Origin of the sequence: Sphingomonas pseudosanguinis, from assembly GCF_052056765.1 — a bacterium.
GTDB classification, from domain to species: domain Bacteria; phylum Pseudomonadota; class Alphaproteobacteria; order Sphingomonadales; family Sphingomonadaceae; genus Sphingomonas; species Sphingomonas pseudosanguinis.
Genome location: NZ_CP189888.1, coordinates 2,985,796 through 3,003,183, shown reverse-complemented (window position 1 = coordinate 3,003,183; position 17,388 = coordinate 2,985,796). Strand labels below are relative to the sequence as shown.

At 64.0% G+C, this 17,388-nt stretch carries 23 protein-coding genes and 1 tRNA gene; 19 read left to right on the top strand and 5 right to left on the bottom strand.

What is annotated here, in order from left to right; all coding sequences use genetic code 11:
- The first annotated feature begins 88 nt into the window (after positions 1-88).
- The 6 genes from rpiB to ACQHGV_RS13670 all read left to right on the top strand — a co-directional run bounded on the left by rpiB (position 89) and on the right by ACQHGV_RS13670 (position 3,773).
- Positions 89-532 (top strand): ribose 5-phosphate isomerase B, encoded by a 444-nt coding sequence (gene rpiB, locus ACQHGV_RS13695; protein WP_440978615.1) that lies wholly within the window; start codon positions 89-91, stop codon positions 530-532.
- Positions 533-552: 20 nt separating this feature from the next.
- Positions 553-1,848, top strand: a complete 1,296-nt coding sequence (gene glyA, locus ACQHGV_RS13690) for a serine hydroxymethyltransferase (RefSeq protein ID WP_409792861.1) — start codon at positions 553-555, stop codon at positions 1,846-1,848.
- 11 nt (positions 1,849-1,859) lie between these two features.
- On the top strand, positions 1,860-2,051 hold the full coding sequence (locus ACQHGV_RS13685) for a hypothetical protein (RefSeq protein ID WP_183950027.1): 192 nt from the start codon (positions 1,860-1,862) through the stop codon (positions 2,049-2,051).
- Positions 2,052-2,519, top strand: a complete 468-nt coding sequence (gene nrdR / locus ACQHGV_RS13680; RefSeq protein WP_409792858.1) for a transcriptional regulator NrdR — start codon at positions 2,052-2,054, stop codon at positions 2,517-2,519.
- Positions 2,520-2,717: 198 nt separating this feature from the next.
- Positions 2,718-3,038, top strand: coding sequence for a GIY-YIG nuclease family protein (locus ACQHGV_RS13675; protein ID WP_440978614.1), 321 nt, complete (start codon positions 2,718-2,720; stop codon positions 3,036-3,038).
- A 3-nt stretch (positions 3,039-3,041) separates the two neighbouring features.
- The gene (locus ACQHGV_RS13670) at positions 3,042-3,773 is read left to right on the top strand and encodes an RNA methyltransferase (RefSeq protein WP_440978613.1); all 732 of its coding nucleotides are present in this window, start codon (positions 3,042-3,044) and stop codon (positions 3,771-3,773) included.
- Positions 3,774-3,920: 147 nt separating this feature from the next.
- On the opposite strand, the gene ACQHGV_RS13665 is transcribed toward ACQHGV_RS13670, so the two are convergent.
- Entirely contained in the window at positions 3,921-4,229 is a 309-nt protein-coding gene (locus ACQHGV_RS13665; RefSeq protein ID WP_440978612.1) for a chorismate mutase, read from the bottom strand.
- A 104-nt stretch (positions 4,230-4,333) separates the two neighbouring features.
- Between ACQHGV_RS13665 and ACQHGV_RS13660 the strand changes: the two genes are divergently transcribed.
- From ACQHGV_RS13660 to ACQHGV_RS13650, 3 genes are all read left to right on the top strand, one after another.
- Entirely contained in the window at positions 4,334-4,558 is a 225-nt protein-coding gene (locus ACQHGV_RS13660; RefSeq protein ID WP_440978611.1) for a hypothetical protein, read from the top strand.
- A gap of 160 nt (positions 4,559-4,718) precedes the next feature.
- On the top strand, positions 4,719-5,333 hold the full coding sequence (rpsD, locus tag ACQHGV_RS13655; protein WP_183950038.1) for a 30S ribosomal protein S4: 615 nt from the start codon (positions 4,719-4,721) through the stop codon (positions 5,331-5,333).
- Positions 5,334-5,458: 125 nt separating this feature from the next.
- Positions 5,459-5,830, top strand: a complete 372-nt coding sequence (locus tag ACQHGV_RS13650) for a hypothetical protein (RefSeq protein WP_440978610.1) — start codon at positions 5,459-5,461, stop codon at positions 5,828-5,830.
- Between the two features lie 23 nt (positions 5,831-5,853).
- Here ACQHGV_RS13650 and ACQHGV_RS13645 read toward each other — a convergent pair whose 3' ends face one another.
- Positions 5,854-6,231 carry a lysozyme inhibitor LprI family protein gene (locus ACQHGV_RS13645; protein ID WP_183950042.1) on the bottom strand — a complete coding sequence of 126 codons (378 nt, stop codon included), beginning with the start codon at positions 6,229-6,231 and terminating at the stop codon, positions 5,854-5,856.
- 240 nt (positions 6,232-6,471) lie between these two features.
- On the opposite strand from ACQHGV_RS13645, the gene ACQHGV_RS13640 reads away from it, so the two are divergent.
- The 7 genes from ACQHGV_RS13640 (at position 6,472) to aguB (ending at position 12,756) form a co-directional block, all read left to right on the top strand.
- Positions 6,472-7,185, top strand: a complete 714-nt coding sequence (locus tag ACQHGV_RS13640; RefSeq protein ID WP_440978609.1) for a bacteriorhodopsin — start codon at positions 6,472-6,474, stop codon at positions 7,183-7,185.
- Positions 7,185-8,033 carry a Brp/Blh family beta-carotene 15,15'-dioxygenase gene (locus tag ACQHGV_RS13635; RefSeq protein ID WP_440978608.1) on the top strand — a complete coding sequence of 283 codons (849 nt, stop codon included), beginning with the start codon at positions 7,185-7,187 and terminating at the stop codon, positions 8,031-8,033. Before ACQHGV_RS13640 ends, ACQHGV_RS13635 begins: the two co-directional genes overlap by 1 nt.
- A gap of 68 nt (positions 8,034-8,101) precedes the next feature.
- Positions 8,102-9,745 carry a M28 family peptidase gene (locus ACQHGV_RS13630; protein WP_440978607.1) on the top strand — a complete coding sequence of 548 codons (1,644 nt, stop codon included), beginning with the start codon at positions 8,102-8,104 and terminating at the stop codon, positions 9,743-9,745.
- Positions 9,742-10,737 (top strand): agmatine deiminase family protein, encoded by a 996-nt coding sequence (locus ACQHGV_RS13625; RefSeq protein ID WP_440978606.1) that lies wholly within the window; start codon positions 9,742-9,744, stop codon positions 10,735-10,737. The genes ACQHGV_RS13630 and ACQHGV_RS13625 overlap by 4 nt, the downstream gene beginning before the upstream one ends.
- 71 nt (positions 10,738-10,808) lie before the next feature.
- Complete coding sequence (locus ACQHGV_RS13620; protein WP_440978605.1) at positions 10,809-11,261, top strand: hypothetical protein; 453 nt, start codon at positions 10,809-10,811, stop codon at positions 11,259-11,261.
- A 178-nt stretch (positions 11,262-11,439) separates the two neighbouring features.
- On the top strand, positions 11,440-11,874 hold the full coding sequence (locus tag ACQHGV_RS13615) for a hypothetical protein (protein WP_440978604.1): 435 nt from the start codon (positions 11,440-11,442) through the stop codon (positions 11,872-11,874).
- A gap of 33 nt (positions 11,875-11,907) precedes the next feature.
- Complete coding sequence (gene aguB, locus ACQHGV_RS13610) at positions 11,908-12,756, top strand: N-carbamoylputrescine amidase (protein WP_440978603.1); 849 nt, start codon at positions 11,908-11,910, stop codon at positions 12,754-12,756.
- Between the two features lie 127 nt (positions 12,757-12,883).
- Here aguB and ACQHGV_RS13605 read toward each other — a convergent pair whose 3' ends face one another.
- On the bottom strand, positions 12,884-13,555 hold the full coding sequence (locus ACQHGV_RS13605) for a uracil-DNA glycosylase (RefSeq protein ID WP_440978602.1): 672 nt from the start codon (positions 13,553-13,555) through the stop codon (positions 12,884-12,886).
- 22 nt (positions 13,556-13,577) lie between these two features.
- Here ACQHGV_RS13605 and folK point away from each other — a divergent pair, with 22 nt between their 5' ends.
- From folK to ACQHGV_RS13590, 3 genes are all read left to right on the top strand, one after another.
- Positions 13,578-14,054, top strand: coding sequence for a 2-amino-4-hydroxy-6-hydroxymethyldihydropteridine diphosphokinase (gene folK / locus ACQHGV_RS13600; RefSeq protein WP_440978601.1), 477 nt, complete (start codon positions 13,578-13,580; stop codon positions 14,052-14,054).
- A 20-nt stretch (positions 14,055-14,074) separates the two neighbouring features.
- Positions 14,075-14,150: transfer RNA gene (locus tag ACQHGV_RS13595), tRNA-Lys, on the top strand.
- Between the two features lie 156 nt (positions 14,151-14,306).
- Positions 14,307-15,566 (top strand): tyrosine-type recombinase/integrase, encoded by a 1,260-nt coding sequence (locus ACQHGV_RS13590; RefSeq protein ID WP_440978600.1) that lies wholly within the window; start codon positions 14,307-14,309, stop codon positions 15,564-15,566.
- A gap of 114 nt (positions 15,567-15,680) precedes the next feature.
- On the opposite strand, the gene ACQHGV_RS13585 is transcribed toward ACQHGV_RS13590, so the two are convergent.
- Together ACQHGV_RS13585 and ACQHGV_RS13580 are read right to left on the bottom strand one after the other, a co-directional pair.
- Complete coding sequence (locus tag ACQHGV_RS13585; protein WP_440978599.1) at positions 15,681-16,769, bottom strand: helix-turn-helix domain-containing protein; 1,089 nt, start codon at positions 16,767-16,769, stop codon at positions 15,681-15,683.
- Complete coding sequence (locus tag ACQHGV_RS13580) at positions 16,766-17,383, bottom strand: hypothetical protein (protein ID WP_440978598.1); 618 nt, start codon at positions 17,381-17,383, stop codon at positions 16,766-16,768. Before ACQHGV_RS13580 ends, ACQHGV_RS13585 begins: the two co-directional genes overlap by 4 nt.
- Between the last annotated feature and the right edge of the window lie 5 nt (positions 17,384-17,388).

The following is a 17,388-nucleotide window of genomic DNA, read 5'->3' as shown; positions in this document are numbered from 1 at the left end:
ATGTTCCCTCTCCAAGGGGTAGCCATCGCCAGCGCGCGCGCGTAAAGGCGCACCCATTCCATCCTTATCTGCCAGGAGCGCCCGTCCCATGCGCATCGCGATCGCATCCGATCATGCCGCCGTCTCGTTGAAGACCGTGCTGGCGGACTGGCTGCGCGGTGAGGGGCATGAGGTGCTGGACCTCGGCACGGACGGTTCGGCCAGCGTCGACTATCCCGATTTCGGCCGAGCGGTCGGCGAGGCCTTGGCCGATGGGCGCGCGGAGCGCGGCGTGGCGCTGTGCGGCTCGGGCATCGGCATCTCGATCGCCGCCAATCGCAACCCCGCCTGCCGCTGCGCGCTCGTGTCCGAGCCGTTGTCGGCCGCGCTCGCCCGTCAGCATAACGACGCCAACGCCATCGCCATGGGCGCGCGCGTCATCGGCGAGGAAATGGCCAAGGCCTGCCTCGCCGCCTTCCTGTCCACCCCGTTCGAGGGCGGACGTCATCAGCGCCGTGTCGACATGCTGTCCACCGCGCCCGCCCAGAATTGAACGCCAAGGATACCGCCCTCATGAGCATGAATGACGTCCAGCCCGCCGGTTTCTTCACCCGCACCCTGGCCGATGCCGACCCCGCCGTCTTCGCCGGTGTGTCGCACGAGCTGGAGCGCGAGCAGACCCAGATCGAGCTGATCGCCTCCGAGAACATCGTCTCCAAGGCGGTGATGGAAGCGCAAGGCTCGGTCTTCACCAACAAGTATGCCGAGGGTTATCCGGGCAAGCGCTATTATCAGGGCTGCGCGCCGTCGGACGAGGTCGAGCAGCTGGCGATCGACCGCGCCAAACAGATTTTCGGCTGCGACTTCGTCAACGTCCAGCCGCATTCGGGCGCGCAGGCGAACGGCGCGGTCATGCTGGCGCTGGCCAAGCCCGGCGACACGATCATGGGCCTGTCGCTCGACGCCGGTGGTCACCTGACGCACGGCGCCCGGGCGGCGCTGTCGGGCAAGTGGTTCAACGCGGTCCAGTACGGCGTCGATCCCGAGACGCACCTGATCGACTATGACGAGGTCGCCCGGATCGCGCGCGAGAGCCAGCCCAAGATCATCATCGCGGGCGGCTCGGCCTATCCGCGCACGATCGACTTCGCCAAGTTCCGCGCCATCGCGGATGAGGTCGGCGCGTATTTCATGGTCGACATGGCCCACTTCGCCGGGATCGTCGCGGGCGGGCTGCACCCGACTCCGTTCGGCCATGCCCATGTCGTGACCACCACCACGCACAAGACCCTGCGCGGTCCGCGCGGCGGCATGATCATGACCAATGACGAAGCGATCGCGAAGAAGATCAACTCGGCGGTCTTCCCCGGCCTGCAGGGCGGTCCGCTGATGCACGTCATCGCCGCCAAGGCGGTCGCGTTCGGCGAGGCGCTCCAGCCCGAATTCAAGACCTATATCGCGGCGGTGGTCGAGAATGCCCGTGTGCTGGCGGCGACGTTGAAGGCGCGAGGCGCGAACCTGGTCGCGGGCGGCACTGACACGCATCTGGCGCTGGTCGACCTGACCCCGCTGGGCATCACCGGCCGCGACGCCGACGAGGCGCTGGAGCGGGCGGGCATCACCTGCAACAAGAACGGCATCCCCAACGACCCGCTGCCGCCGATGAAGACCAGCGGCATCCGCGTCGGCTCGCCCGCCGGCACCACGCGCGGTTTCGGCCCGGCGGAGTTCGAGCAGATCGGCCATATGGTCGCCGATGTGCTCGACGGTCTGAAGGCCAAGGGCGAGCATGGGGACCCGGAGGTCGAGGCGAACGTTCGTGCCCGTGTGCGTGAGCTTTGCGCACGCTTTCCGATCTATCAGGGATAAGGACGTTTCAAATGGCCAAGTTCGACCAGAAATTTGCCGAGGTGCAGAGCGACATCAAGTCGACCCCGGGCCTGGGCAAGAGCATGGCGAAATGGGGTGCGCTCGGCGCCGTCGTCGCGATCCCGGTGCCGTTCGTCGGCCCGATCTTCGGCGCGGCGGCGGGTGCCGGCTACGCCTATTTCAAGGCCAAAAAGAAGATCTGAATGCGCTGCCCCTTTTGTGGCCATGAAGACAGTCAGGTAAAGGACAGCCGCCCCACCGAAGATGGGGCGGCCATCCGCCGTCGCCGCCAATGCGAGGGCTGCGGCGCGCGCTTCACGACGTTCGAGCGCATCCAATTGCGCGAGCTGTTCGTGCTGAAGAGCGAGGATCGGCGCGAGCCGTTCGACCGGGAAAAGCTGCTCCGGTCCATTTCTATCGCCACGCGGAAGCGGCCGATCGATCCGGTGCGGGTGGAAAAGCTCGTGTCCGGAATCCAGCGCCAGCTGGAGACGAGCGGCGAGGGCGAGGTGTCGTCCAAGCGGATCGGCGAGATGGTGATGGAGGGGCTCAAGGGGCTGGATTCGGTGGCCTATATCCGGTTCGCCAGTGTGTACCGCGAGTTTGGTGAGGCCAAGGACTTCGAGGCATTTGCCGGGACGGTGGAAGAGGTGGCGCCGAAGGGGGAGTGAGTTTGGGCTTGATGTGAGGTTCGGGGCGTGGGCTTCGACTTCGCTCAGCCTGAACGGCTGTTTGTATAGAAGCTCTCCGCCCGGCGCTCTTCATCCTCAACCCCCGTTCAGGCTGAGCGAAGTCGAAGCCCGCGGGAATCGCTTGCTCCAAGTTGTTGCTCCGATAGCATCGGGTCATTGGCTGATGGGAACCGGGCGATGGCCTTCTACTGTTACATCCTCCGTTGCTCCGATGGCAGTTTCCACACCGGCCACACCGACAACCTCGAACACCGCATCGCCCAGCACCAATCCGGCGAAATCCCCTGCTACACCCAAACCCGCCGCCCGGTGACGCTCGCCTGGTCCCAGGACTTCCCCTCCCGCCACGAAGCCCTCACTGCCGAACGGCAGATCAAAGGCTGGTCCCGCACGAAGAAACAGGCCCTGATCGTATCGGACTGGACGAGCCTGAAAGAAGCCGCGATACCGCGCGCCGAACGTGCCCTTCGACTTCGCTCAGGGCGAACGGAAGATTGAATTGTGTCCCAGCCCCGATCCCAGCCCCCCGTCATCGTCCTGGTCCGCCCGCAGCTCGGCGAGAATATTGGCAAGGCCGCGCGCGCCATGCTGAATTTCGGGCTGGTCGAGATGCGGCTCGTCACCCCGCGCGATGGTTGGCCCAATCCGCAAGCCGGTCCTGCCGCGTCGGGGGCCGACATCGTGCTGGAACAGGCCAAGGTCTATGAGAGCGTCGCCGACGCGGTGGCCGATTGTGCGCAGGTCTATGCCACCACGGTGCGCAAGCGCGGCGTGACCAAGCCGGTCGTGACCCCGGAAGACGCCGCGCGCGAAATCCATGCTGATACCGTTGGGCGTGCCGCGTTCCTGTTCGGGCCGGAGCGGTCGGGGCTGGAAACCGACGACGTCGCCATCGCGCGCAAGATCGTCACTGTGCCGATCAACCCGGAATTCGGCAGCCTGAACCTGGCGCAGGCGGTGATCCTGATCGCCTATGAATGGTCGAAGGGTGTCGAACTGGCCCAGCCGCCCGAGGTCGAACTGCCCGAGGTCGCGCCGCAGGGCGAGTTGGACGGGATGATCGGCCAGCTGGAGGAAATGCTCGACGGCGCGGGCTATTTCTTCCCGGAGGACCGGACTCCCGCGACCAAGCGGACGCTGCGCACCCTGCTGACCAAGCCGGGCTGGTCGAGCCAGGAGGTGCGGACCCTGCGCGGGGTGCTGTCGACGCTGGCGCGGCCGCGCCAGCGGTAGACCCCACGTCCGTTCGGCCTGAGCGTAGTCGAAGGCTACGCCGTGAAGCCCGTCACCGGGGGCGCTTGGCGGAGGTTATCCCTTGGGCTTCGACTTCGCTCAGCCTGAACGGAGGTTGGGGTGTAAAGGGTAGGGGGGTGGGAAAACTTACCCCCGCGTCCGGTCGAACGCCGCCAGCTCATAGGCGATCGAGCCTTCGACCAGCGTTTCCCACATCGCCGCGACCACCGTCTCGGGCACGCCCAGCCGCTGGGCTTCGGCGCGGGCCTGGTCGATCACCTGGGTCTTGCGGTCCTCGTCGCGCACGCGGTCTCGGGTCGGTTTGATCCGCGCGGCGGCGTCCATATAGGCGAAGCGGCGCGCGAGCATCGTCACCAGTTCGCGGTCGAGCTGGTCGACGCCCGCGCGGACCTCCGCCATGGTGGTGCAATCGGGGCCGGCGAGAATCTGGGTCATGGGCAAAGGCTCTGCCGGGTGGCGTTCCTGCTGTCTAGTGCGGCTTGCCGATCATGCCCGGCGCGGGATAGCATGGCGGCGCGTTCCAATTGGGAGATAGGACGATGCTGACCACCCTCATGCTGCTGGCGCTTGCCGGCCAACAGACCGAGCCGACCCCGCCGCCCGCGAAGGAAAAGAAAATCTGCCGAGTGCAGGAAACCACGGGCTCGCGCCTGGGGGGCAAGCGAATCTGTAAGACCCAGGCGGAGTGGGACGAAATCGCCGCCAACGCGCGCAACGACGTGGAGACGGCGACCGGCCGGCTGAATACCGCCAGCGGTCGTTGACCGGCCGGCGTGCTTGACTCCGGCGCGCCTGTCGTCTAGGCGCGCCGCTTCGCAATTGCCCCCGCATCCCGGTGAAGCGGTGGGCCTGCGCTTGTCCCCATAAAGGCTTGCATGGTGCGATACCGGGACCAACGTCGTTCGTAATTGCCAAGGATTACACATGTCGAAGCGTCAGAGCGCGAAGTACAAGCTCGATCGCCGTATGGGCGAGAACATCTGGGGCCGCCCCAAGAGCCCCGTCAACAAGCGTGAATACGGCCCCGGCCAGCACGGTCAGCGTCGCAAGGGCAAGATGTCGGACTTCGGTCTGCAGCTGCGCGCCAAGCAGAAGCTGAAGGGCTATTATGGCGACGTGACCGAGAAGCAGTTCAAGGCCTGCTACCAGGAAGCCGCCCGCATGAAGGGCGATACCTCGCAGAACCTGATCGGCCTGCTCGAGCAGCGTCTGGACATGATCGTGTACCGGGCCAAGTTCGCGCCGACGATCTTCGCCGCGCGCCAGCTGGTCAGCCACGGCCACATCCGCGTCAACGGCGTGAAGTGCAACGTCGCGTCGCGCCGCTGCTTCGTCGGCGACGAGATTTCGCTGGGTTCGAAGGCGACCGAAATGGCGCTGGTCATGGAAGCGCAGCAGCTCGCCGAGCGTGAAGTGCCCGACTATGTCACCGCCGACGGCAACACCAAGGTCGCGCTGACCCGCATTCCGACCCTGGACGAGGTGCCCTATCCGGTGAAGATGGAACCGAACCTGGTCGTCGAATTCTATTCGCGCTAAGTTTCGGGTCTTACCGAATTTACGAAAAGGGCGGTCCCGATGGGGCCGCCCTTTTTGTTTGGGCGTCGCTTGTCGGGTGCCATGGCGCGGGTCATACTCACCCGAAATTTTGGAGGGATGGGGCCATGAAGCGACTGGGAATCCTGGCGATCGGTGCACTGATGCTGGCGTCGTCGGCGCAGGCGCAGACGGGCGAGCAGGGCCTCTATGCAGGCCAACTTCGTGCGATGTTCACTGCGGTCGCGGACGGCACCTGTCCCGAGACGCTGATGGGGCCGGAACTGCTGGGGGCCTGTCGCCAGCAACTGCCGCAAATGTCGGCCATGCTGAAGGTGGCGGGCGCGATCCAGTCGATGACCCTGGTCAAGGCGGAGGACGCGGACGGCCGGCATTACGAGAATTACAAGGTCACCTTCGCCAACGGCGCGCCGTCGCACTGGACGATCGGCGCGTTGAAGGACGGCCGGTTCAACGCGGTCTATTCGCTGGGCGACTGATCCTCAGCCGCCCAGCATCGCGATCAGAAGCGGACCTGGCGTTCCAGTTCGTCCGCGCGCAACGCCGTCTTGGTGACGATGCAGCCGGTGTCGATCGTGTCGCCGTTGATCTTGCAGCTATAGTCACGCTCGCGAATCCAACGGCGCTGCTGATCGCGCAGCGCGATCTTGGCCGCCGGACGCGATGCCAGCTGGCGCATAACCTGCTGATAGGACTTGTTCAGCCGATCGTCCTGCACCGCCGATTCCCGCTGCGTACACACGCCGCTCTGCACCGTGTTCCCGCCCGCGCGCTCCATGCAACGGACATAGGCGGCCGAGAGATTGGGCGATTCCTGCGCGGTGGCGGATGCCCCGATGCCGGCGACGATCATGGCGGATATGACGGCGATCACTTTCATCTGTCCCTCCTTTTATGCGGGCGGATGCTTTCATTGGCCCGCGGGAGGGTCAACCGATTTGTCGTCGTAACGGTTGCGGACGGAAATCCCATGATCCGACAAAGGGATGTACGTCACGATCCGTATCGTCGCACTAGAATGTCTCAAGTCTAACATTTGCGTCATGCAGGATCGACAAGCCTGGCCCGCTGTTCAAAAGCCGGGTCGGTCCCCTGCCGCCCCGGAACAGGAGGGTTGCAGATGGATTGGATGGCGTTCCTGATCGGATTTACGATCATGTCCTTGGCCTCGTTGGCCATTTACGCAAAAGGCAGCAAGACCTCCCCGTCGCTGCATCATACCTTGTTGCATGCGACGGTCCCGTTCATCGCGGCAACCGCCTATCTTGCCATGACGTTCGGCATCGGCACGCTGATCAACATCGATGGTTCGGTGACCTATCTGGCCCGTTACGCCGACTGGTCGATCACGACGCCGATCCTGCTGGCCAGCCTGGTGTTGCTGGCCTTTCACGAGCGGGGCAAGACCGGCGAGGTCGGCGGCTATCTGACCGCGATCATCGTCCTCGACGTGCTGATGATCGTCACCGGCCTGATCTCGTCACTGGCGCTCGTGCCGGTGCTTAAATGGGTATGGTATCTCTGGTCGTGCGCCGCCTTTCTGGGCGTGCTCTATTTGCTGTGGGTGCCGCTGCGCGCCATGGCTGTCGAACGGGGTGAGGCGCTGGGCACCGCGTACCAGAAGAATGTCGCGTTCTTGACCGTGATCTGGTTCCTCTACCCGATCGTCTTTTTGATCGGGCCGGAAGGGCTGAAGATCATCGGCGACCCGGCGTCGGTCTGGGCGATCCTGATCATGGATGTCCTCGCCAAGGTCGTCTACGCCTTCTACGCGGCGGCCAATCTGAAGACCGCGTTGCACGATCACGACGCCCGTCACGATCCGCGTACCTGATGAAGCATGCCCCGGCGATCGGCTGGGCGATGCTGACGGGGGCGGCGATTGCCGCCTCCTTCGGCTCGCTCGTGATACAGCTGGGGTTCGCGGTCCTGGCGATCGGCGTCGTCGGCATGGCCCATGGCGCAAGCGATCTGGCGATCGTCCAACCGCATCGTCAGCCCCTGTTTCTGCTATTGTACGGCGCCGTATCCCTGATCTGCCTGGCATGGTGGACCGCATATCCAGCGGTTGCCCTGCCGCTGTTCCTGATCGCCTCGGCGATTCATTTCGGAATGGAGGATGCGCCGCAGGGATCATGGCTGGAGCGGACGGCGCGCGGTGTCTCGCTGGTGACGGCACCCGCCGTGCTTCACCAAAATGGATATGTGGCCATTTTGGCCTTCGCGGCGGGACATGACATTCCGCCGATCTCCCTTTCCATCCTGGCCGCCATGGGGGCAGGCGCGGCGGCCATATTGACGGTCATGGCATGTCAGCGCGGCGATACGCGGTTGTTGATCGGCACCGGCGCCCTGTTGGCCCTGCCGCCACTGGTCGGCTTTTCGATTGGTTTCCTGATTCTGCACGCAATTCCACAGACCGACATCCGGCGTGCGGAGATCGGTTGCGACAGCCATGGCGCCTATATTCGGGCAGTCGGCCCCATTCTGTTCGCGGCCGTCCTGATCGCGGCGGCGGTCGGGATATTCTTCTTCTATCGTGAGGGGACCGGCGTCCGTGCGCTTTTCGCCAGCATCGCCGCCCTGGCCATGCCGCATCTGCTGGTGACGCCGTGGTTTGAAGGGCGCACGGGCCACCGTGTTCGCGTGCCGCGCACGACGCGCCATATGCCGGCCCCTTAAATTCCCCGCTCTTGCCCGTGAGCCGGTGGCTGGGCACAACATCCCCCATCACAAGGGGAATGTCTGTCATGCGCCGTCTGGTCCTATTGTCCCTGCTCCTGTCCGGCAGCGCGATCGCGCAGGACAGGCCCGCCATTTCGGTCGAGACGCTGAAGACCGTCACGCAGACCCTGTCCTCCGACGCCTATGAAGGCCGCGCGCCGACCACGCCCGCCGAGGACAAGACGGTCGCCTATATCATCGATCGCTTCCGGAAGGCCGGCCTGAAGCCCGGCAACAAGGGTAGCTGGACCCAGGACGTGCCGATGGTCGAGATCACCGCCACCGACGTCCGGCCCTTCACCGTTCAGGGCAAGGGCGCAGCAGGGGGATCGCCGATCATGCTCGACTATCGCACCGATATGGTCGTCGGCACCTATCGCGTGACCCCGCGCATCGACGTGAAGGACAGCGAACTCGTCTTCGTCGGATATGGCATCACCGCGCCCGAAAAGGGCTGGGACGATTATGCCGGGGTCGATGTGCGCGGCAAGACGGTGGTCATCCTGGTCAACGACCCCGACTGGCAGACCATGGGGCGCGATGGCCCGTTCGAGGGGCGGGCGATGACCTGGTATGGTCGCTGGCCCTATAAGTTCGAAAACGCGGCGAAGCACGGTGCCGCCGCCGCGCTGATCGTTCATCAGACCGAGCCGGCCGCCTATCCCTGGGCGGTCGTGCAATCCTCCTGGACCGGGCCGCAGCTCGAACTGGACGAGCCGGGCGACCATGCCGACCAGAGCCAGGTCATAGGCTGGCTGCAGCAGCCGGTCGCCGAGCGCATCCTGACGGCGGCGGGGCGCGACCTGGCGACGCTGACCAAGGCGGCGCAGACCAAGGGGTTCAAGGCCGTGCCGCTGGGCCTGACCCTGTCGGGTGGGTTCAACAACACGATCCGGCGGCAGGCGTCGAAGAACGTCATCGGCGTGCTGCCCGGCACCAGCGTGCCGGAGGATTATGTTCTCTATTCGGCGCATTGGGACCATCTGGGCCGCTGCGACGCGGTGGACGGTGACGACATCTGCAACGGCGCGCTCGACAATGCGAGCGGCGTCGCCGGGCTGGTCGCGCTGGCCGAGGCGCAAGCAAAGGCGGGGCCAGCCAAACGCTCGATCGCGTTCCTGGCGGTGACGGCGGAGGAAAGCGGGCTGCTCGGCTCGGGCTATTATGCGCAGCATCCCGTCTTCCCGCTGGCGCGCACGGTGGGGGGCGTGAACATGGACGTGCTGAACGTGACCGGCCGGTCGAAGGACTTCGTGTTGGTCGGCAAGGGCAAGTCCGAGATCGAGGATATGGTCGTCCCCTTCGTGAAGGCGCAAGGCCGCTATATCGGCGAGGAGGCCAATCCCGAGCGGGGCGGCTATTACCGCTCGGACCATTTCTCCTTCGCCAAGCTGGGGGTGCCGATGCTCGACGGCGGATCGGGCGAGGACAAGGTCGTCGGCGGCAAGGCGGCGGGCAAGGCCGCCAGCGACGATTATGTCGCGCATCGCTATCACAAGCCGGCGGACGAATATGATCCCCGCTGGGATTGGACGGGTGCCCTGGAGGATTTGACCGTCTATTATCAATTGGGCAGGACGCTGGCCGACCGGCCGGGCCTGTGGCCCAACTGGTATCCCACCGCCGAATTTCGCGGCATTCGAGACAAGAGCAGGAAGAACGCCCAGTGACGACGCCCTCCACCACGTCTTCGAAGACCACGCCTCCGCCCGCCGAATGGGCGCCCCACGCCGCCGTCTGGATCGGTTTCCCGAGCCATCCCGAGTTGTGGCAGGAGGATCTGGAGCCCGCGCGCGAGGAGGTGCTGGCCTTTGCCCGCGCCGTCCATGCGGGTGGCCGGGGCGAGCGCGTGATCCTGGTCGCCGCCGATGGCGAGGCGGCCGAGGCGGCGCGGACGATGGCCGGCGATGCGGCGGACGTGGTGGTCCAGCCGTTCGGCGACATCTGGCTGCGTGATACCGGCCCGATCGTCACCGGGGACGGCTCGGCGCGGTTGTTCGAGTTCAACGGCTGGGGCGGCAAGTACGACCTGCCCGGCGACGATACGGTGGGCGCGCGGCTGGCCGAGGATCGTGGGCTATCCGCCACGCCTTGCGGCTGGGTACTGGAGGGCGGCGCGATCGATGGCGACGGCACCGGGCTGGTGGTGACGACCCGCCAGTGCCTGCTCAACCCCAATCGCAACCCCGATCTGAACGAGGCGACGATCACCACCCGGCTGGCCGAGGATCTGGGGCTGACCCGCGTGGTCTGGCTGGGCGACGGGCTGCTCAACGACCATACCGATGGCCATGTCGACAATCTGGCGCGCTTCGTCGGCCCCAACCGGATCGCGATCCCCGAGGCCGCGGAGAACGACCCCAATTGGCAGGTCTATGCCGCCGCCCAACGCGACGCCAAGGCGGCGGGGCTGGAGGTGGTGACGATCCCCTCGCCGGGCCGCGTCCTGCGCGACGAGGAGATCGTCCCGGCCAGCTATATGAACTTCTATATCGGCAATGCGGCGGTGGTCGTGCCGATTTACGGCAGCGAGAATGACGATGCGGGCGTGGCGGCGATCCAGGCGATCTTCCCCGACCGTCAGGTCGTCGGCCTGCGCGCCGATGCGATCCTGACCGGCGGCGGCAGCTTCCACTGCATCTCGCAGCAGATTCCGGCCTGATCCTTCAACCGAGGTTCGTGCGTCGATAAGGCGTACGAACCTCGGCACCCTCCTGATGATTGAACGGCGGCATGACCGTGACGCATAGCGAGCCTGAAGCCCGAACCGTCACGATCATGCTGACTCGCGATAGCGTCTGTTTGGCGGACGATGTCGATGCCCCGCACGAACACGCCCTTGATGTCGAGGCGCGGACCGATTTTCATGCCATTGCCCGCAGCATTGCCGCGCGGAATTATCTGCCTATGCCAAGCGATGCCTGGGGGTGGGTCATCGAAGCGGGCGACGTGGCGATCGCCATTCGGCCTGGCTTGTTCGCCGGTCGAACGACGATGATTTTGCGGGGCGGCGCTGAAAGCGTGATCGCTTCGGACATGGCGAGCCTGCATGCCATCTATGTCAGACCGGCATCACCCTGGCGTTCCTTCGCGCCGCCGCCTCGGCGTATCGATCCGATTGTGTTCTACGTTCTTCTAGGTGCGATCCTGGTCATGCTGAGCGGGGTTTGGTTTTCCAGGCGATAGACGAACGGCATGACTATCGTTCAAATTACGACTTCGACCGGAAGTGGATTTTGATAATCCGGTCCTGCTTCCTTTCAGGACGCCGATTGATTCCGTACTGGGCAAGGGTGGTTTTTACCCCCCATCAACCGGTCCGGGTGTATCGCGAATGATCAATGTCGGGGATCGGAGTCCTGCGGTGAAGGCCACGATCGATCAGCTCAGGACCCAGCAGAATGACATCGCCGGCGCGATGGCGGAGCTGCATGTCCTGTTCGACAAAAGCTATGCCGAGGCCGCGCCGCACATCGGCGCGGTGCGCACGCGGGTGGCGCGGGCGATCGCCAGGCATTTGAACACCGAGGACGAGGCGCTGCTGACGCCGCTTCGCGAACGGCGGTTGATGGGCGAGCTTCCCGGCTGTGAGACGATCATCGCCGAGACCCGCGATCTGCGGCTCGCCTATTCGACGCATATCCGGGTCTGGACCGCCGGCGCTGTCGCGGAACGCTGGGACGATTATATCGACGCCACCCGCCAGCTGAACGCGCGCATGGCTGTGCTGTGCCAGCAGAAGATGCGCAGTTTCTATCCGGCGGTGCTGCGGCGGCTGTTCCGCGATTCCGGGGGCTGACGCGCCGGGTGCGAACCATTAAAGGGCGTGGCCATGACCCAGATCACCGTCGCCGCGCTGCAACTGGCCTTCACCGCCGATATCGACCGCAACATCGCCGAGGTCTCGCGCCTCGTCCGTGAGGCGGCCGCCCAGGGCGCGCAGGTGATCCTGCCGCCCGAATTGTTCGAGGGCGAATATTTCTGTCGCGTCGAGGACGAGGGGCTGTTCGCGAACGCCAAGCCCACCGGCGAGCACAAGGCGGTGCGCGCGATGCAGGACCTCGCCGCCGAGCTGAAGGTCCATATCCCGACCAGCTTCTTCGAGGCGGACGGGCCGCACCATTACAACTCGCTGGCGATGGTCAATCCCGACGGCAAGGTCGCGGGCGTCTATCGCAAGAGCCATATCCCGGACGGTCCGGGCTATGAGGAGAAATTCTATTTCCGCCCCGGCAATACCGGGTTCAAGGTGTGGAACGGCCCCGAGACCACGCTGGGCGTCGGCATCTGCTGGGACCAATGGTATCCCGAGACGGCGCGCGCGATGATGCTGATGGGTGCGGAAATCCTGTTCTATCCGACCGCGATCGGCAGCGAGCCGCATGACGACAGCCTCGACACCGCACGACTGTGGCGTCGCGCCATGGTGGGGCATGCCGTGTCCAACGTCGTGCCGATCGTCGCCGCCAACCGCGTCGGTTGCGAGCATGGCCAGACCTTTTACGGCACCAGCTTCATCTGCGACGAGCGCGGCGACATCCTGGCCGAGCTGGACCGTGAGGAAGAGGGCGTGATCGTCGCCACGCTCGACATCAACCGGGTAAAGCGCCACCGCGCCGCCTTCGGCTTCTTCCGCGATCGCCGGCCCGAGCTGTACGGACGGCTGGTGCAGGACATCTGACCCCAATTCCTCCCCTGGAAGGGGAGGTGGCAGGCCGAAGGCCTGACGGAGGGGTAGCGCGCTCGCGATAGCGTGACACCCCTCCACCAGATTCACTGATCCTCCCCCCTTGCGGGGGAGGACTGGTTTACCCTCGTAATTCCACCGCCCGCGCGAACACGGCCTCGAACATCTCGGGCGTCAGTTTTCCGGTATTCTGGTTGTAGCGCGAGCAGTGATAGCTATCGATCACGACCGGGCTGCCGGGAATGCGATGTTCGGCCAGATGCGCGAATCGCGCCTTGGGCAGCTTTCCACCCAGCGCCTTGACCACCGATTGGTGTGCGATGTCGCCTAGTGCGATCACGACCGACAGATTGGGCAAGGCGCGAAGCTCCTGCTCCAGAAACCGGCGACAGGTCGCGCGTTCCTCGGGCGTCGGCTTGTTCTCGGGCGGCAGACATTTGACCGCGTTCAGGATTACCGCGCCCTTCAGCATCAGGCCGTCATCGACCTTGGCGGCGAATTCCCCCTCGGCCAGCCCGAACTTGGCGAGCGTGCCATAGAGCAGCGGCCCCGCGCCATCGCCGGTGAAGGGGCGGCCGGTACGGTGCGCGCCATGCTTGCCGGGGGCGAGGCCGACCACCGCCAGCCAGGCCTGGTCATCGCCGAACGGTGGCACCGGTGCGTTCCACCAAGTGGGATATTCGGCGGCGACCGCCTCGCGAACCTCGACCAGGCGGGGGCAGAGCGGGCAATCGCGCGGCGGCTGGATCGGGGCCAGCGTCGCGGGGATGACGGGAAAGGATGCGTCGGACATCGCGCTCGGGTAGTCGGGGGCGATGACGACGACAAGCTATGCCATCGCATTGGGGTCCAACCGTCCGGGGCGGCATGGCGGGCCACGCGACGAGATTCGCGCGGCGCTGGCGGCGCTGGACGGGGTCTATGCCGTGTCGCCGATCATCACCACCGCGCCCGTCGGGCCGTCGATCCGCGCCTTCGCCAATGCCGCCGCGCTGGTGGAGAGCGATTTGACCCCGCCGCAGATGCTGGCAGCGCTCAAGGCGATCGAGCGGCGCTTCGGCCGGCGGCGCGGGCAACGCTGGGGCGCGCGCGTCATCGACCTGGACATCATCCTGTGGTCGGGGGGGCAGTGGCGCTCGGCGGGGCTGACGGTGCCGCACATCGCCTATGCCGACCGCGCCTTCGTCCTGCATCCGCTCGTGCATATCGCCGCCGACTGGCGCGACCCGCGCGACGGGCGACGGATACGACATATGCGACAGAGTGTTGACCGGAGGCGTCCGCGCCCCTAGGTCGCTTCCACCCCGATGGAGGGTCCGTAGCTCAGTCGGTAGAGCAAGCGACTTTTAATCGAGAGGTCCCGGGTTCGAGCCCCGGCGGACCCACCACGGGGTTGTTTCAGGGCGTCGCAGCGTGTCTCACGCCCTTGCTAAACCACAGAAATTCAGGTGCGAACGTGTCGCGGGGTGTCTCACCCCGTGCCCCCGTATGTCATGCTCCGTGGGGGCACGACTGGGGGCACTGAAATTCAAAGTGGGGGCATCGTGCCGCTGACCGATACGCAGTGCCGAAAAGCACAAGGGGCCGAGAAGGATTACAAGCTCGCCGATGCTGGTGGGCTCTACCTGTTCGTGACGACCAAGGGCGCCAAGTCCTGGCGCATGAAATACCGCTTCGGGGGCAAGGAGCGGCGCATCGTCTTCGGCCGCTATCCTGAGGTCAGCCTGGCCAAGGCGCGCGAGCTGCGGGACCGGGCACGGGCCGAGCTACGCGAGCACAAGGACCCGCAGGTCGAGGAGCACAAGCGGGAGATGGCGGCGCAATCGGCGGCCGGCGCGACCTTCGAGGTCGTGGCCAAGCGCTGGCACGAGGCCCAACTCGGCCGCTGGTCGGTGGTTCAGGCCACCAAGGTCCGCCAGGCGCTGGAGCGAGACGTCTATCCTGCGATCGGTCGTATGCCGCTGCCTGACATCACTTCAGGCATGGTGCTCGACATGCTGCGCCAAATCGAGCGGCGCGGGGCGATCGACACGGCCAAGCGCATCCGCCAGCACGTCTCGGCGGTCTTCGCCTTTGCCATCCCGGAGGGGCTATGCACGGCTGACCCAGCTGGGCCAGCGCTGGTGAAGAGCCTGCTGCCCACACCGATCGGCGGCAGCCAGCCGGGGCTCAACTCCGTCGACGAGATCCGTAAGCTCCACGCGGCCATGGAGGCATCCACGGCGGCGCCATTGACCAAGCTGGCTTCACGCCTGCTGTCGCTGACCTTTGTGCGGCCAGGCATCGTGCCAACGGCGCGCTGGCATGAGTTCGAGGGCATCGACTGGAGCGATCCGACCGGCGCCAGCGACGCGGCCGAGCCGATCTGGCGAGTCAGCGCCGAGCGGATGAAGCTGGAGCAGGCCGACAAGCGCGAGGAGGCCTTCGAGCATATCTCACCACTGCCGCCCCAAGCCGCCGCGGTTCTGCGCGCCGTGCACCGCCTGACGGGCCGCTTTCCCTATCTTTTCCACAGCACGCGCTCGACCCATCAGCCGATGAGCACCAACACCATCGGCTATGCCTATAACCGGTGCGGGTACCAAGGCAGGCATGTGCCGCATGGCTGGCGCACCAGCTTCTCGACGATCATGAACGAGCGGGCGGCGGCGGCAGGCAGGCGGCGCGAGTTGCAGCCGATCATCGATGCAATGTTGTCCCACCGGCCGCGCGGGATATCGGCGGCGGAGTTCGCCTATAACCGGGCCGAGTACATGCCGCTCAGGTGGGAGTTAGCGCGGGAGTGGGCGAGCCTGACCTACTAAGATGCTCAGGACGCGTGAATATCAAGTAAGGCGCGTACCCATGCGATCAAATGCCGGATGGGCAAGCGACAGAATCACTACCCATCCAATATAAGCCAGAGCACGCCTCTCGATTTATTTTACGATCCGCAGTCGCCTTTCTGATGGCATGCTCGGCTGTATGCCATACAAATTGTTCAGGTCGTCCTGCAGAACATGCAGCATACGAGATAGGTCGGTGCTCGAATATCCCATTCCTGTTGCATGAAGATCGATGATGTGTTGATATAAATTTGGTTTTTCAGTCGGGAATTGAGTCTCATCAGGCTCCCTAACTCTCCACCCTCGAGAGCTTAGCTGCTTCCAAAGGTAGCTTGCTTGATTTGCCGTCAAAAAGCCGGATTTTCCAAACTTATAAAGAAGGGATGCAACGGAAACCTTCCAATACATCTTCAATTGGACAAGTCTTTCAAGCGTGATTCGGCCGCCAATAACATCGGCCCGAACTTGAGACACGGGAGCCAATAGCTCTCCTGCAAATGTATCTGCCTCATCTTCCATATCATCGGTAGGTATGGTGTGCATGATAAGATGGCCAAGCTCATGAGCCAATGAATGCCTCATACGATCTGCTGGTGAGTTCTTATTGAGAAAGATCAATGGCGGAAGATCCCGCACGCGCATTGTCATGCCATCTACCTTCTCAACGAAGTCACAGTGGATTACCAATATGCCGGCTCGTTCGCAGTAGGCAGTAAGGTTTCCAATCGGTCCGTCGGGAATGGACCAAGCTCGCCGTATCAACGCCGCAACCTTAGCAGCGCCACCAGTATCTTCGGCGTCAAAGCGAGGCATGGGCAAATCTGAGTCCAAATCAACGGCCTCAAGGTACCTGCGCACATGCATTATCCGCAAATTCAATTCTGCATGCAGTCTTTTCAAATCAGACGCACTTACCGTTGTGCGCTTTCTCCAAAATGGATCATGAATGCTGAGAGGTAGGCCTGCAACATCACTACGTTGGTAAAAAAAAGACGAAGGAAATTTTACCGCGCGGGCTACCGACTCAACCGTTGCTTCTGACGGGGGGCCGTTCATTAGCCCTCTTTCTAGTCGGGAATAATTGCCTTGGTCGAGATTTGCGATGGATGCCACTTCAGCTTGACTCATGCCTCTGAACTGGCGGGCCATAAGTAGCAATTCACCGTTGAACTGTTCGGTCATAATCTGCCGCTATCTGTGCTTTTTGCCTCCTCCTCGTTGGGAGCAGGCGTCTTGATACGAACCAGCTGCGTTGTGTCGATCTCAGGTGCATCAATCGGAAGACGTGCCGGTGCTGCGACCATGCCTGAGTCATCCAATTCGATTTTCCAGAGGAAGCGCCCCTTACTGTGCGCGGCGATGCCAATCCAGACAATTTCTGTTTCGTAGTCGTCTAGAATATAGCATAGACGAACCCGTTGAAGAGATGTCCTGCCAAATAGATCTACGGTGTGATCGTCAAAATCAAGAGCCTGTCCAGTTGGGACGTTCCTGGTCGCCAGCTCAATATCTGCGTGTTTTAGTCGTAGCAGAATCTGGTCATCGATGACTAATGAGACGGTGTCGTGGTGCTCAACGAATTCAATAGTGCTATCGGAAGACGCGATTGCCCGAAGCTTCGTGATAACCCGCTCCCAAAAGACATTCCTCGAAGTAGCTTTCCGCGTCCATAGGCGGCGCTCAGGATACTCATCCGTGAATTCTGACCATGCCTCGTGAATTGCCGTAAAAAACTTCGCGCCCCGCTGCCCTGTCTCCAGGCTTCCACGAACGTGATCTTCCAACGGCAGGGGCATGGGTG

Coding starts and splice junctions, on each gene's coding strand:
- rpiB (WP_440978615.1), top strand. CDS start 89: ATGCGCATCGCGATCGCATCCGATCATGCCGCCGTCTCGTTGAAGACC.
- glyA (WP_409792861.1), top strand. CDS start 553: ATGAGCATGAATGACGTCCAGCCCGCCGGTTTCTTCACCCGCACCCTG.
- ACQHGV_RS13685 (WP_183950027.1), top strand. CDS start 1,860: ATGGCCAAGTTCGACCAGAAATTTGCCGAGGTGCAGAGCGACATCAAG.
- nrdR (WP_409792858.1), top strand. CDS start 2,052: ATGCGCTGCCCCTTTTGTGGCCATGAAGACAGTCAGGTAAAGGACAGC.
- ACQHGV_RS13675 (WP_440978614.1), top strand. CDS start 2,718: ATGGCCTTCTACTGTTACATCCTCCGTTGCTCCGATGGCAGTTTCCAC.
- ACQHGV_RS13665 (WP_440978612.1), bottom strand. CDS start 4,229: ATGACCCAGATTCTCGCCGGCCCCGATTGCACCACCATGGCGGAGGTC.
- ACQHGV_RS13660 (WP_440978611.1), top strand. CDS start 4,334: ATGCTGACCACCCTCATGCTGCTGGCGCTTGCCGGCCAACAGACCGAG.
- rpsD (WP_183950038.1), top strand. CDS start 4,719: ATGTCGAAGCGTCAGAGCGCGAAGTACAAGCTCGATCGCCGTATGGGC.
- ACQHGV_RS13650 (WP_440978610.1), top strand. CDS start 5,459: ATGAAGCGACTGGGAATCCTGGCGATCGGTGCACTGATGCTGGCGTCG.
- ACQHGV_RS13645 (WP_183950042.1), bottom strand. CDS start 6,231: ATGAAAGTGATCGCCGTCATATCCGCCATGATCGTCGCCGGCATCGGG.
- ACQHGV_RS13640 (WP_440978609.1), top strand. CDS start 6,472: ATGGATTGGATGGCGTTCCTGATCGGATTTACGATCATGTCCTTGGCC.
- ACQHGV_RS13635 (WP_440978608.1), top strand. CDS start 7,185: ATGAAGCATGCCCCGGCGATCGGCTGGGCGATGCTGACGGGGGCGGCG.
- ACQHGV_RS13630 (WP_440978607.1), top strand. CDS start 8,102: ATGCGCCGTCTGGTCCTATTGTCCCTGCTCCTGTCCGGCAGCGCGATC.
- ACQHGV_RS13620 (WP_440978605.1), top strand. CDS start 10,809: ATGACCGTGACGCATAGCGAGCCTGAAGCCCGAACCGTCACGATCATG.
- aguB (WP_440978603.1), top strand. CDS start 11,908: ATGACCCAGATCACCGTCGCCGCGCTGCAACTGGCCTTCACCGCCGAT.
- ACQHGV_RS13605 (WP_440978602.1), bottom strand. CDS start 13,555: ATGTCCGACGCATCCTTTCCCGTCATCCCCGCGACGCTGGCCCCGATC.
- folK (WP_440978601.1), top strand. CDS start 13,578: ATGACGACGACAAGCTATGCCATCGCATTGGGGTCCAACCGTCCGGGG.
- ACQHGV_RS13585 (WP_440978599.1), bottom strand. CDS start 16,769: ATGACCGAACAGTTCAACGGTGAATTGCTACTTATGGCCCGCCAGTTC.
- ACQHGV_RS13580 (WP_440978598.1), bottom strand. CDS start 17,383: ATGCCCCTGCCGTTGGAAGATCACGTTCGTGGAAGCCTGGAGACAGGG.